Here is a 12,292-nt window from a genome sequence, read left to right as displayed (position 1 = left end):
CGGTGAAGGCCCGAACCTCCGGCAACGAGAGAGACCCGCGTGTCTCAACGGACGTAATGCGCCCGACCGGGTGAAACGGCCTTGGCGATTCGTTGGGTAACCAGCGTTGAAGGTCACCATGTTTGCATCGTCCTTTGAACTCCGGAGGAAACGCCCCGTGCGGACCCGCATGCGGGGCGTTGTGGAGGCCGGGGGAGAAAAACCCCCGACTATCCGATTAGATTTTTTTGTAAATTCAGATGGTAATACTGCGGGCGTTCGTTCTCTGGAAGTTTCTCTAACCAGGAATATGTCAGGCCTATCAGATACTCGTATGCGCGCGGATTCACCTCTTGGCGCTGCTTTATGTGTTCTTGAAATATAACAACGTGGTGAATTACAGTGCTTGCAACCATTTCGTAAGCAACCTCTTCATCAGCAATATTTAGCTTAATTGCCAAAGCCAAATTTTCCCAATGCCCAAGAATATCTCTGATGCAATGGATTATATCTTTGTGGTAATTAGATGCCTCATCGATCTTGTTAACCTGTATTGGCCCTTTAACGTTCCGCGTGTCAAAAACTTCTTCCAACCGAATTCTAGCTTCCCGAAGCTTCTCACTTTTTGTCAACGAGTAAGACAACGCTTGCACACGCTTTTGCCAATTGTAATGGTGTCTATTGTTTTTCCAAAGCAAGAACAGCTGAAATACAGCAACACATAACGCCACAGTCATAATGTAAGGAATAATGCTTGGTGGGCTGTTTTCGATCATAGAGCCATTCTCCTTGTAACCTCGGGGAACAAATCTAACGTCAACCGCAGCCCGCGCCAAGCTGCGACGCGCGAAGCGCCCGCCGCAGCTTGGCGTCGGGCTGGCGGGCTAGTTGGGAGATGTCATTCATTCGTGCCGGCGACAATTGAGACTGCCCCCCTTCCACTATTTCTTTTACTTTTTCCAAACCAGTAATGTTTACAGCGGCAAATCAAACTCTTTGGGCTCTGTCGCAGCGCCCTGCCCAGTTCGCATATCATTAATCCATTTTCTGACGATTTCAGGTCTAGTGGGTGTATCTGCTCCTCCGCTAACCCGCGCTCGGCAAGTTGACAACCCAGTACTCGTCAGGCGAAGAAGATTCTTGCCGTTTGAGTGTTTTCCACACGACTCCAACCAGTGCTTTGTATTTTTCCAGTAGTTGACTGCGGAATTGCTCATCAGATGGGTTAGAACATCTCTTCGCATTGGCGCGGATGAAAGCGTTTCGCTGTCTTGGGCGACGTGCAGAGCTGCGATGGTCATGCCGCTTCCGTCTGCCCCGATGGGACTGTCGTAGTTTGGCTTCGCGTAAAGCGTGATTCGTTCACTCATAACAATTTCCTGGATTGGGTCGGCTCTCTTTTGGATGCCGGGTGGACGGCAGGCAGAGCGTTGTTCCTTGGCGCCCAACAGTATATTAGCCCGCGTCGTCAGTATTGGTAATAAGTACTGCCGCAGCCTATCGTCTGAGCGAAGTTATACTCAATTCCGGTGTACGGGAGTGAGGAGGCGGGGTGGTGTATCCTGTTGACTGATCACGTCCAAGATCTCAACTGGTCGATGACTGCCCGCCCCTCGCGCACACTATTTGTTGTGCTACGCAGAGAGAATTAGCACAACATATGGGACTTTCGTGGGGAAAGACTAGCCCCTGGGCGGGAGAAATTCAAGCTGGAAAATCGGTGGGGAACGGGCTACGGCGCACAAAAAAATGCCCCTCTCCCCGACCGGGGAGAGGGGCACCGGGCAGCACCCTCAGCCGCTGGTGATCAGGGCATTCAGGCGCCGCACGAAGCCGGCGGGATCTTCCAGCTGACCACCTTCGGCCAGGATCGCCTGATCCATCAGCAGGCTGGCCCAGTCGGCAAAACGGGCGTCGTCGGTCTCCTCGCCCATGCGCTCGATGAGGCGATGGGCCGGGTTGACCTCCAGCACCGGGCGGGTATCCGGCAGGTTCTGACCCGCCTGTTTGAGCAGCTGCTGCATGTACAGGGCCATGTCGTGCTCGGAAAGGACGATACAGGCCGGTGAGTCGGTGAGCCGGTGGGAGAACCGCACGTCTTCCACCCGTTCCTCCAGAGCCGCCTTGATGCGCGGCAACAGATCCCTGACCTTTTCCTCGGCGGCCTGCTGGGCCTGCTTTTCTTCCTCGGTCTCGGTGTCACCCAGGTCCAGTTCGCCCTTGGCCACGGACTTGAGGGACTTACCGTCGAATTCGTGCAGGTGGGACACCAGCCACTCGTCCACCCGGTCGGACAGTAGCAACACTTCGATGCCCCGCTTGCGGAAGACCTCCAGATGGGGGCTGTGCAGGGCCGCCGTATGGCTGTCGGCGGTAATGAAGTAGATGTGCTGCTGACCTTCCTTCATCCTCGCCACATAGTCCGCCAGGGAGACGGTCTGGGCGGATTCACCGGTGTGGGTGCTGGCAAAGCGCAGCAGACGGGCGATCTGTTCCCGGTTGGCATAATCCTCGCCGGGGCCTTCCTTCATCACCCGACCAAAGGCATCCCAGAAGGTCCGGTACTTTTCGGGCTCGTTGGCGGCCATGTCCTCCAGCAGTCCCAGCACCTTCTTCACCGAGCCGGCGCGCATGCCGTCGATGAGCTTGTTGCTTTGCAGGATCTCGCGGGAGATGTTCAGGGGCAGGTCGCTGGAGTCCACCACCCCGCGCACGAAGCGCAGGTAGGTGGGCATCAGGTGCTCGGCGTCGTCCATGATGAAGACCCGCTGCACATACAATTTGATCCCGTGGCGACGGTCCCGGTCCCACAGGTCGAAGGGCGCGCGGGTGGGGATGTACAGCAGGGAGGTGTATTCCTGGCGTCCCTCGACCCGGTTGTGGGTCCAGGCCAGGGGGTCCTCGAAGTCGTGGCCCACGTGCTTGTAGAAGGCCTTGTACTCGTCGTCGGTGATCTCCGATCTGGGACGGGTCCACAGGGCATTGGCCCGGTTCACCGTTTCCCATTCGCCGTTGGGCTCACCCTGGTCGTCGGTGCCGGGCATGGCGATGGGCAGGGGGATGTGGTCGGAATAGCGGGTGATGATGTGACGCAGCCGCCACTGATCCAGGAACTCGTCCTCGTCCGCCTTCAGGTGCAGCACCACTTCGGTGCCCCGCTCGGCCTTTTCCACGGTTTCCACGGAGAATTCGCCGCTGCCGTCGGAGATCCAGCGCACGCCGTGCTCCGGGGTCATGCCGGCACGGCGGGTGGTGAGGGTCACCCGGTCGGCGACGATGAAGGCGGAATAGAAACCGACGCCGAACTGGCCGATGAGATGGGCGTCCTTCTTCTGGTCGCCGGTGAGCTTGCCGATGAATTCCCGGGTGCCGGAACGGGCGATGGTGCCGATGTTCTGGATCACCTCCTCCCGGCTCATGCCGATACCGTTGTCACGCACGGTGATGGTACGGGCCTCTTTGTCAAAGCTCACCTGGATCTGCAGCTCCCCCTGCCCTTCCATCAGGGCGTCGTCGGACAGGGCCTCGAAGCGCAGCTTGTCGCAGGCGTCGGCGGCATTGGAGATGAGTTCGCGCAGGAAGATCTCCTTGTTGGAGTACAGCGCGTTGATCATCAGATGCAGCAGCTGGCTGACCTCGGTCTGGAACTGTCGGGTTTCCTTGTGGGTATCGACGCTCATGGATGCTCCGGTCGGAAATTGGGTCTGGACATTTAGGGATGAGAAATTACCAATTGACAGGTATCTGGGGACGATCAGCCGGGTTTCAAGGGGAGGATTTCAGCCCGCTTGGGGAGGCACTCGCCATTCCAGCGTACTGGCCCCCTGCCCCTGGGGGTCGAGGCAGGCGTACAACCAGGCCTGTACTTCAGCCAAGGTCCGGTCAAGCTGCCAGGGCGTGTTGATGATGGCCATGCCCGATCCATTGAGCCCCATGGGGGTCTGCGGCGGGGCAGTGCACAGCTCGCTCACCAGCAGGTCCTTGACCCCGCCCCGCGCCAACCCCTGGACCAGCCCCTGATGCCGCCCGGGGGACAGGATGGGATACCAGACCATGACGACCGCGGTCGGCCAGCGTCGATGGGCCTCCAATACCAGATCCAGGGTTTCCCGGTATTCCCGGTCCCGCTCATAGGGCGGGTCCACCAGGACCAACCCGCGACGGATCACCGGCGGCAGCAGGGCCTTGGGGACTTCACGGGCGTCCCGCTGATGCACCGCCACCCGTGGATCACCGGAGAAGTTGGCCCGCAGCACCCCATGATCCGCCGGGTGCAGTTCATTGAGGATCAGTCGATCCTGATCCCGCGTCAGCATCCGGGATACGGTGGGGGATCCGGGATGCAGGGTCAGGGTCCCGTCCGCCGTATTCAGGGCGCGGATCATCTCCAGATAGGGTGACAGGGCCTCGGGCGGATTGGGTGCGGACCAGACCCGCATCACCCCATTCCGGTACTCGGCGGTCTTGAGCGCCTGCGGATCGTGCAGATCGTAAAGACCGGCCCCGGCATGGGTATCCACCACCGCCAGCGGCTTGTCCTTGCGGGTCAGGGCCGCCAGCACACAGGCCAGCAGCGCGTGCTTGTGCACGTCGGCAAAATTGCCGGCGTGAAAGCCGTGACGGTAACTCAACATGTAGGGATTCTCTCGGGACTCAAGGCAAGGACAATGGCGGGGAAGAAAAACGGCGGACAGGGGTGGCCCTGCCCCCAGGAAGCCCCCAATGGGTTCCGCGGAGATGATAGAGGTTTTATGGCACTCAGGGAAAAGATTCGGGACATCCCTGTCCCGGGCTTGAGCCTCACCGGGCGTGGCGGGAATTCACCGGCGACTCCGGGTCCAGCAGATAGGCCATGATGTGGGAAATGCTTTCCTGTGTCAGGAACTCACTGACACCAAAGCGAGGCATCTGGGTGCAGGGGAAGTAGCTGTGGGGATTGTAGATCATGTCATAGACAAATTTGCGCACCGCCTCGCTGTCTCCACGCAGGGCGCCGTAGGCGGCCAGGCTGGGCCCCAGATTGCCGAAACCCAGTTCGTCCGGGTCCAGCTGGTGGCAGGCATAGCAGTTCCCGCCCACGGGCCGGCTATGGTCATCCACATTATGCCCGATGCGAAAACCCGTCCCGCTGCGGGCCAGCTCGGCACCCTGGCGCCAGTCTCCCAGCTTGATGCCTCCCTCGGGATAGACGATGCTGTCCCGGGCCGCCCCCACGATACGTACCGCCAGTTCGGGCTGAGGACGATTGCGGGCTTCGCTACACATGCGTTGCAGGGGATCCTGCACCATGCGATCCGCCGCCGTGGTGCCTTCCTGGGTTGCCTGATCCAGGTTGAAACTGCCCGAGCGGAAGATCAGATACTCGGCATAGGCCTCTGGGGACATGTGACTGAAGTCCCGCTCAGCCTGGGTATCCGGCCGGGGCTGGGCGCAACCGGCGATCAGTGCCGCCGAAATCAGGGCCACGCCGACGGTAATGAGGGCATATCCGGCAATGCTGTTCTGCTTGTTCATGGTCTGCACTCCCCCCGGTATCAGCGCTTGAGATCAGGCAAGGTGGCCACACCCCCCCGGGCCTGATGGGTCCAGTAGGAGATGATGGCAATGGAGGCATCCGAACCGAACTGGATACCGGCCTGGCGCATCTGGTAATAGCAGCCCCGGACCCGGTGCTGGGAGGTCCTCACCACCCCGTGGCCGATGCGATAGGCAGGCCATGAGATGGCCTTGGACCATTCCTCAACATTGGATTCCACCGGCAGGAAGGACAGTCGGATACGCTTGCGGGGCGTGGTGTGGCAGGTGGCGCAGGCAAAGTCCATGCTGCCGGCGCGGCGGTGGAACAGGACCTCCCCGGCATTGCGGGTCAGCCGTTCCATGGGATGATTCATGGGCGGGTTCCATTTCATGCCGTTGGACTGGCTGGCCACGTAGGTGTAGATGGCCACCAGATCCGCTTCGCGGGTGTCGCTGGAGTGCTTGCGGGCAATGGGATCATCCTGGTCGGTGAAGCCCTGAAGGGTCTTCATGCAGTGGATGATCCTTGACTCAAGGTCCATGACCTTGCCTGCGTCCTCGAACCAGCGCGGCATCCTCACATAGGCCCCTTTCAGCACGCCGGGGCCAAGCCCGAAATCACAGCGCTCCAAGGATGCGTTCTTCGGCCCCCGGACCTGGTGAAACAGTTCCTCGCCACGCCACATGGTCAATTCCGCGGGATTGTCATCGGCCAGCATGAGCAGTTGTTCGCGGCCGGTCAGATACGGTGAATCGGAAGCCATGGCGCCACCCGCCAGGCTCCCGGCCAGCGCCACGCCGGCCAAGATATTCTTCAGCATACCCCTGTCCTCCACACGTTTTTGCAACGCCGTTGTTGTCTTTGCAGCCCCCGAAAAGCATGCAAACGGGCGCCCGAAGCCCTTGCGCACAAGACTGAGCGCAATATAGACAAATGTCAATACATCAGGGAATATCCTAAGAACCTGAAGGAATAATTCAAGATGACGGGGATATCAACACGCCTTCGTGGGCCAGCAGCCAGGACTTGACCTCAAGACCGGCACCACAGGTCGCCCCTCCATAGCCGCGTAGACTGCCGTCGGCGGCAATCACCCGATGACAGGGCGCGATCACCGGCAGCGGATTCGCCCGGCAGGCACCACCGACCGCGCGGGGACTCGATCCCTGCTGACGGGCAAGCGCTCCATAGCTGATGGCCTCGCCACTGGGAATTCGGCGCAGAGCCGACCAGATGCGCAGCTGAAACGGCGTCCCGCGCAGGTCCAGGGGTAGATCGAAAATGAAGGAGGGGTCACTGAAATAGTGCCGTAGCTGCGCCGCGGCCAGGGAGGAAAGGCTATTACGGGGATCACGCAAGGGGACTTCGCCCGCGACATAATCCAGCGTCATCAGCCCCTGGCTGGAGCAGCGCAGGGCCAGACGCCCCAGGGGCGAGTCCATGACCAGATCGTAATCGGGACTGGGAGGCATGGATGGAACCATGCCCGACAGCCTACTGCTGCAACTGCAACTGTTGCAAGCGCTGCCTGAGCACCACCCGGCGCTCCGCCTCCGGGGTACGACGAATCAGGTCTTCGTAGATGACCCTGGCATCCCGGACCAATCCCGCCTCCCCTAGCGCCTCGGCCGCCTGGAACCGGGCGCTCAGCGCCCACATGTCGGTACTGTCCCCCAGCAGGGCGGAGCGCAGATACAATCGGGCTGCCTGCTCATGCTCGCCCAGGGCGCGGTGGGAATCGGCCTGCCAGAACATCAGCTCCCGCAGCCTGCGCCGCTCCGTCAGCCGGGGGGCAACCACCTGAAACAGGTTCAGTGCCTCCTGATGACGGCGGACTGACTGCAGGTCGAACACCACCTGCATGAAACGGTCCGCCGCTTCCCCTTCCAGTTGACGAACACCGGACAGCACCCGGTAAAGACCATCAATGCCCGCCTCCTCCTGGCCGCCCAGGATCAGGGTACGGGCCCGGCGCAATCCCCACAGGAACGGGTCCACCCCTTCGGGTGCTCGTTCCAGCCCCGCCATCAGGCGGGAAGCGGTGTCGAGATCCCCCTGCCCCAGGGCGGTCTCCGCCAGCAGATGGCGCACCGGTGCCGGGACGCGGTCAGCCTCGCCGAAAGGGCCGTCGCCAAGATACAGGGCCTGCAACAATGGCTCACCCAGACCCTCGACGGCCACGAGTTGCTCACTCAGGCGACGATGGGCCTGGGCCTGCCCCTGGGGCATGGGGCTGCGCAGAGCCACAACCGCCAGCAGACCGCGGGCAGCCAGGGGTTGCCTGGCCTGCAGGCCCTGCGCCAGCGTGAACCAGGCCTCGTCATCACCAATCAGGAGCTGACGCTCGTTGGCCAGTCGCTCCCCCAGACGCAGATAGCTCTGCCAAAGCGGCTCCGCCGTCAGCCGGTACAGTTCATCCCCGCTGCCCAGCCGGGACTGGGCCACCAGGGCGGATTCCAGCACCGGAATCTGCTGTACCGGGTCCTGCAGCGACCGGGCGGCTACGGCCGCGACCGCCTGGTAGCGAGCCGCCGCCACCGATTCCCGCTCCTGTCCGCGGGCGGCCCGACCGGCCTGACTGACCGCATCTTCGGCGCCAAGCGCGCCGGCACGGAATCGGGCCAGCATGCGCAGGGCACCGGCCTCGTGGCCCTCCACACCGGTCAGGGCATTGACGGCTTCCTCATGTCGCCCCACCGTGAGCAGAATCCGCGCTTCCAGCAACGCGGCATCCCGGGCCTCGCTGCCGTAATCCAGACGGTAACGGCGCAATGCGGTCAGGGCATCCTCCGGCCGGCCATCCAGACTGTAGGATTCCGCCAGCATCCGTCGCCAGGCCCGAAACCACTGTTCCGTGGCATTGGGGGCACCAAACCAGATCAGAGGCCTGAGCACATCCCGTGCTTCCTGTCCCCGCTCCAGGGCGATGAGGGCATGGGCCTGCCGGGTACGGGTCCAGATCACGAAATCCACCGGCAGTTCCACCGGCACGGCCTGGGCCCGTTCCACCACCTGCGCCCAACGCTCGCTGGTCCCCAGAATCTCGATACGCGCCTGCTCCCGGGCCATCCAGCGCCCCGGCTGGGCCTGGTGATCCACCGGCTGCCTCGCCAACACCCCCAGGGCCAGGTCGGTAGCCCCCAGGTGTGACAAGGCCATGGCCTCATCCACCACCGGGTCGGCGAGGGCCCGGGACCCCCAGCCCACCATCAGGCTCACCAGGAAAATGACGAGGAAAATTCCAGGCATCCGCGAACCAGGCATGACGAAACTCCTTGACCACATCCTTCGGCGGCCCATCAATACTGGCGAAAAAAAAGCGCTCCGGTTCCCCGAAGCGCTTTCTTCATGACACTCAAGGACACCAACGGTTACTTGATGTCTTCCTTGATGCGGGCAGCCTTGCCGGTACGGCCGCGCAGGTAGTACAGCTTGGCGCGACGCACGGCGCCACGACGCTTCACCTGAATCTCCGCCACGGTGGGGCTGTAGGTCTGGAACACGCGCTCCACACCTTCGCCATGGGAGATCTTGCGCACCGTGAAGGCGGAGTTGAGGCCGCGGTTGCGCTTGGCGATGACCACGCCTTCAAAGGCCTGCAGACGCTCACGGTTGCCTTCCTTCACCTTCACCTGGACGACAACGGTGTCGCCTGGCGTGAAATCGGGCACCTCGCGGTTCATCTGCTCGGCTTCCAGTTGCTGGATGATGTTGCTCATGTTTCGACCCCTGTCAGTCACTGCTCGGCGCGGCCTGCGCGTCCGCCAGCTCGCGTTGATATTCTTCCAGCAGGCGGCAGTCCGCCTCGCTTAATTCCTGTTGTGCCAATAAATCGGGTCGCCGTTCCCAGGTCCGACCCAACGCCTGCTTGCGACGCCAGCGCTCGATCCGGCCATGATCACCGCAACGCAGCACTTCCGGCACGCCCAACCCGTCCACCACTTCCGGCCGGGTGTAATGAGGACAATCCAGCAGTCCCTGGCTGAAGGAATCCTGCGTGGCGGACAATTCGTCCCCCAGGGCCCCGGGCAAAAGCCGGGCGCAGGCATCGATCACCACCATGGCCGCCAGCTCGCCACCGGACAGCACGTAGTCGCCGATGGACCACTCCTCGTCCACTTCCAGCTGAATCAGCCGCTCGTCGATACCTTCGTAACGGCCTGCCAGCAGTATGACCCTGGGCAGGGCTGCCAGGTGGTGAACACCTGCCTGGTCAAGCCGCCGCCCCTGGGGGCTCATGTAGATCACCCGGGCCGGTGTTTCGTCGTCGACCCTGGCCGCCTGAATGGCCTGGCGCAGGGGATCCACCTTCATCACCATGCCGGGACCTCCCCCGTAGGGACGGTCATCCACGGTGCGATGCCGGTCACGGGTGAAGTCCCGCGGGTCCCAGCAATGGACGGACATCAGCCCGCGTTCGCGGGCACGCCCCGTGACGCCCCAGTCGGCGACCGAAGCCACCCAGTCGGGGAACAGGCTGACGACATCGAATCTCACCGTGGCGGACCTAGAAATCCGGGTCCCAGTCCACGCGAATGATGCCTGCCTCCAGGTCAATCTCCTGGATCACCTGATCCCTGACATAGGGAATCAGGCGTTCCCGATCTCCACTGACCACGAGTACGTCGTTGGCGCCGGTCTCCATCAGGTGGTCGACCCAGCCCAGACTGACGGCCTCAAGGTTGATCACTTCCAGGCCGACAAGATCGGCCCAGTAATACTCGCCTTTCGGCAAGGGCTCCAACTGCTCCCGGCGAATGCCGATGGAGGCACCGATCAGCGCCGCGGCGGCATCGCGATCATCGACGCCCTCCAGCTTGGCCACCACACCCTTGCCGTGGGCACGGCCGGATTCCAGCTTCAGGACCTTCCATTCACCGCCGATCTGGATGGACAGCGGATCATAGTCCAGGATGCCTTCGCGGGGCTCGGTCTCGGAAAACAGCTTGACCCAGCCCTTGACGCCGTAAACCCCGGCAATGCGTCCCAGTATGATCCAGTCCGGACGGCTCATCGGCGGGGGGACTCGAACGGGCCGTCGCCTCAGGCGGCGGCAGCGTTCTGCTTGGTGAATTCCTTGATCAGCCTGGCGGCACGGTCGGAAGCCGCGGCACCCTTGGACAGCCAGTGCTCCACGCGCTGGGCGTCCAGGTGCAGGCGCACCTCCTGACCACGGGCCACGGGATTGAAGTAGCCCACGCGCTCAATGTAGCCGCTGTCGCGGCGGCTGCGGGAATCGGTCACCACGATGTGGTAGAAAGGCGCTTTCTTGGCGCCACCGCGAGCCAGTCGAATCGTTACCATCTGCTGTTAGCCCTGCTTGTCTGGTATCGTTTGGGGGACATGCCCCGGAAAAACGCGCCATTATACACGCGCTTCGGTAAGGTACAAGCTTCAGAAGGGCAAACGCCCTCCCGGCATGCGTCCCTTGAGGGATTTCATCATCTTCCCCATGCCACCCTTGGAGAACTGCTTCACCATCTTGCTCATCTGCATGTGCTGCTTGAGCAGGCGGTTCACGTCCTGCACCTGGGTCCCGGACCCGGCCGCGATGCGCCGCTTGCGTGACCCCTTGATGATGTCCGGGTTACGGCGCTCCTTGGGGGTCATGGAGTTGATGATGGCCACCATGCGCTGCAGATCCTTGTCGTGGGACTTGTTCTTGATGGCATCGGGCAGATCCCCCGCCCCGGGCAACTTCTCCAGCAGGGAGCTCACCCCGCCCATCTTGGACATCTGCCCGAGCTGATCCCGAAGGTCCTCCAGATCGAAGGTCTTGCCCTTCTTGATCTTGCGGGCCAGCTTCTCGGCCTTGTCCTGGTCCACCTGGCGGGAAGCCTCTTCCACCAGGCTAAGGACGTCCCCCATGCCCAGGATGCGGGAGGCCAGGCGGTCGGGATGAAACGGCTCCAGGGCGGCGGTTTTCTCGCCCATGCCCAGGAACTTGATGGGCTTGCCGGTGATGTGACGCACCGACAGGGCCGCCCCGCCCCGGGCGTCACCGTCGGCCTTGGTGAGGACCACACCGGTGAGCGGCAGGGCGTCGTTGAAGGCCTTGGCGGTGTTGGCGGCGTCCTGGCCGGTCATGCTGTCCACCACGAACAGGGTCTCGGCGGGATCCAGCCGCACATGCAGGCGCCGGATCTCGTCCATCATCTCCCCATCGATGTGCAGGCGTCCGGCGGTGTCCACGATCAGCACATCCTGGTGCTGCCTGCGGGCCTGCTCCAGGGCGGCGGCGGCAATATCCAGGGGGTCCTGGCCTGCCTCGCTGGGGAAGAAGTTCACACCCACTTCGCCCGCCAGGGTCTGCAACTGCCGGATGGCGGCGGGACGGTAGACGTCGCAGCTGGCCACCAGCACCTTCTTGTCCTGACGTTCCTTGAGCCAGCGCGCCAGCTTGGCCACGGTGGTGGTCTTGCCCGCCCCCTGCAGGCCAGCCATGAGGATCACCGCCGGCGGCTGGACATTGAGCTTGAGACCGTCATTGGCCTCGCCCATGACCTTGATCAGCTCATCGTTCACCACCTTGACCAGGGCCTGGCCCGGGGTCAGGCTGGCCAGCACTTCCTGGCCCACCGCCCGCTCCTTGACCCGGGCGATGAACTCGCGCACCACCGGCAAGGCCACATCCGCTTCCAGCAGGGCCTTGCGGACCTCGCGGATGGTGTCCTGAATGTTCTCCTCGGTCAGGCGGGCCTGGCCGCGAAGGCGCTTGATGGTGCCCTGAAGGCGTTCTGAAAGACTGTCGAACATAGGCTTTGAGGCGCCGCGGCGCTGTATGCAACCGGTTGG

Annotated in this window: 13 protein-coding genes; all 13 read right to left on the bottom strand. The window is 62.4% G+C overall.

Going from position 1 to position 12,292, the window contains the following annotated elements; translation table 11 throughout:
* Nucleotides 1–209: 209 nt before the first annotated feature.
* Nucleotides 210–755, bottom strand: a complete 546-nt coding sequence (locus CKO35_RS15695; RefSeq protein WP_200177058.1) for a DUF4760 domain-containing protein — start codon at nt 753–755, stop codon at nt 210–212.
* A gap of 198 nt (nt 756–953) precedes the next feature.
* Nucleotides 954–1,349, bottom strand: a complete 396-nt coding sequence (locus CKO35_RS15690) for a hypothetical protein (RefSeq protein ID WP_200177057.1) — start codon at nt 1,347–1,349, stop codon at nt 954–956.
* A 423-nt stretch (nt 1,350–1,772) separates the two neighbouring features.
* Nucleotides 1,773–3,659 (bottom strand): molecular chaperone HtpG, encoded by a 1,887-nt coding sequence (htpG, locus tag CKO35_RS15685; protein WP_200177056.1) that lies wholly within the window; start codon nt 3,657–3,659, stop codon nt 1,773–1,775.
* A 99-nt stretch (nt 3,660–3,758) separates the two neighbouring features.
* Nucleotides 3,759–4,613: a 23S rRNA (adenine(2030)-N(6))-methyltransferase RlmJ gene (locus tag CKO35_RS15680; protein WP_200177055.1), complete on the bottom strand. Its 855-nt coding sequence runs from the start codon at nt 4,611–4,613 to the stop codon at nt 3,759–3,761.
* A 166-nt stretch (nt 4,614–4,779) separates the two neighbouring features.
* Nucleotides 4,780–5,493: a sulfur oxidation c-type cytochrome SoxX gene (gene soxX / locus CKO35_RS15675; RefSeq protein WP_200177054.1), complete on the bottom strand. Its 714-nt coding sequence runs from the start codon at nt 5,491–5,493 to the stop codon at nt 4,780–4,782.
* Between the two features lie 20 nt (nt 5,494–5,513).
* A complete protein-coding gene (gene soxA, locus CKO35_RS15670; protein WP_200177053.1) occupies nt 5,514–6,317 on the bottom strand; it encodes a sulfur oxidation c-type cytochrome SoxA in 804 nt (267 codons plus the stop codon).
* 157 nt (nt 6,318–6,474) lie between these two features.
* On the bottom strand, nt 6,475–6,969 hold the full coding sequence (locus tag CKO35_RS15665; protein ID WP_242467260.1) for a methylated-DNA--[protein]-cysteine S-methyltransferase: 495 nt from the start codon (nt 6,967–6,969) through the stop codon (nt 6,475–6,477).
* A 22-nt stretch (nt 6,970–6,991) separates the two neighbouring features.
* On the bottom strand, nt 6,992–8,761 hold the full coding sequence (locus CKO35_RS15660) for a tetratricopeptide repeat protein (RefSeq protein WP_200177051.1): 1,770 nt from the start codon (nt 8,759–8,761) through the stop codon (nt 6,992–6,994).
* A 107-nt stretch (nt 8,762–8,868) separates the two neighbouring features.
* Entirely contained in the window at nt 8,869–9,216 is a 348-nt protein-coding gene (gene rplS, locus CKO35_RS15655) for a 50S ribosomal protein L19 (protein ID WP_008930640.1), read from the bottom strand.
* Between the two features lie 13 nt (nt 9,217–9,229).
* The gene (gene trmD, locus CKO35_RS15650) at nt 9,230–9,994 is read right to left on the bottom strand and encodes a tRNA (guanosine(37)-N1)-methyltransferase TrmD (protein ID WP_200177050.1); all 765 of its coding nucleotides are present in this window, start codon (nt 9,992–9,994) and stop codon (nt 9,230–9,232) included.
* 10 nt (nt 9,995–10,004) lie between these two features.
* Entirely contained in the window at nt 10,005–10,511 is a 507-nt protein-coding gene (gene rimM, locus CKO35_RS15645) for a ribosome maturation factor RimM (protein ID WP_200177049.1), read from the bottom strand.
* A 29-nt stretch (nt 10,512–10,540) separates the two neighbouring features.
* On the bottom strand, nt 10,541–10,801 hold the full coding sequence (rpsP, locus tag CKO35_RS15640; RefSeq protein WP_008930637.1) for a 30S ribosomal protein S16: 261 nt from the start codon (nt 10,799–10,801) through the stop codon (nt 10,541–10,543).
* A 90-nt stretch (nt 10,802–10,891) separates the two neighbouring features.
* Complete coding sequence (gene ffh / locus CKO35_RS15635; protein ID WP_200177048.1) at nt 10,892–12,253, bottom strand: signal recognition particle protein; 1,362 nt, start codon at nt 12,251–12,253, stop codon at nt 10,892–10,894.
* Nucleotides 12,254–12,292: the final 39 nt, after the last annotated feature.

Source organism: Ectothiorhodospira shaposhnikovii (assembly GCF_016584105.1).
GTDB classification, from domain to species: Bacteria; Pseudomonadota; Gammaproteobacteria; order Ectothiorhodospirales; family Ectothiorhodospiraceae; genus Ectothiorhodospira; species Ectothiorhodospira shaposhnikovii.
The sequence above is the reverse complement of the archived record's forward strand: the minus strand, read 5'-3'. Positions and strand labels throughout refer to the sequence as shown.

Coding starts and splice junctions, on each gene's coding strand:
- htpG (WP_200177056.1), bottom strand. CDS start 3,659: ATGAGCGTCGATACCCACAAGGAAACCCGACAGTTCCAGACCGAGGTC.
- rplS (WP_008930640.1), bottom strand. CDS start 9,216: ATGAGCAACATCATCCAGCAACTGGAAGCCGAGCAGATGAACCGCGAG.
- CKO35_RS15680 (WP_200177055.1), bottom strand. CDS start 4,613: ATGTTGAGTTACCGTCACGGCTTTCACGCCGGCAATTTTGCCGACGTG.
- CKO35_RS15690 (WP_200177057.1), bottom strand. CDS start 1,349: ATGAGTGAACGAATCACGCTTTACGCGAAGCCAAACTACGACAGTCCC.
- rpsP (WP_008930637.1), bottom strand. CDS start 10,801: ATGGTAACGATTCGACTGGCTCGCGGTGGCGCCAAGAAAGCGCCTTTC.
- CKO35_RS15660 (WP_200177051.1), bottom strand. CDS start 8,761: ATGCCTGGTTCGCGGATGCCTGGAATTTTCCTCGTCATTTTCCTGGTG.
- soxX (WP_200177054.1), bottom strand. CDS start 5,493: ATGAACAAGCAGAACAGCATTGCCGGATATGCCCTCATTACCGTCGGC.
- ffh (WP_200177048.1), bottom strand. CDS start 12,253: ATGTTCGACAGTCTTTCAGAACGCCTTCAGGGCACCATCAAGCGCCTT.
- CKO35_RS15695 (WP_200177058.1), bottom strand. CDS start 755: ATGATCGAAAACAGCCCACCAAGCATTATTCCTTACATTATGACTGTG.
- soxA (WP_200177053.1), bottom strand. CDS start 6,317: ATGCTGAAGAATATCTTGGCCGGCGTGGCGCTGGCCGGGAGCCTGGCG.
- CKO35_RS15665 (WP_242467260.1), bottom strand. CDS start 6,969: ATGCCTCCCAGTCCCGATTACGATCTGGTCATGGACTCGCCCCTGGGG.
- rimM (WP_200177049.1), bottom strand. CDS start 10,511: ATGAGCCGTCCGGACTGGATCATACTGGGACGCATTGCCGGGGTTTAC.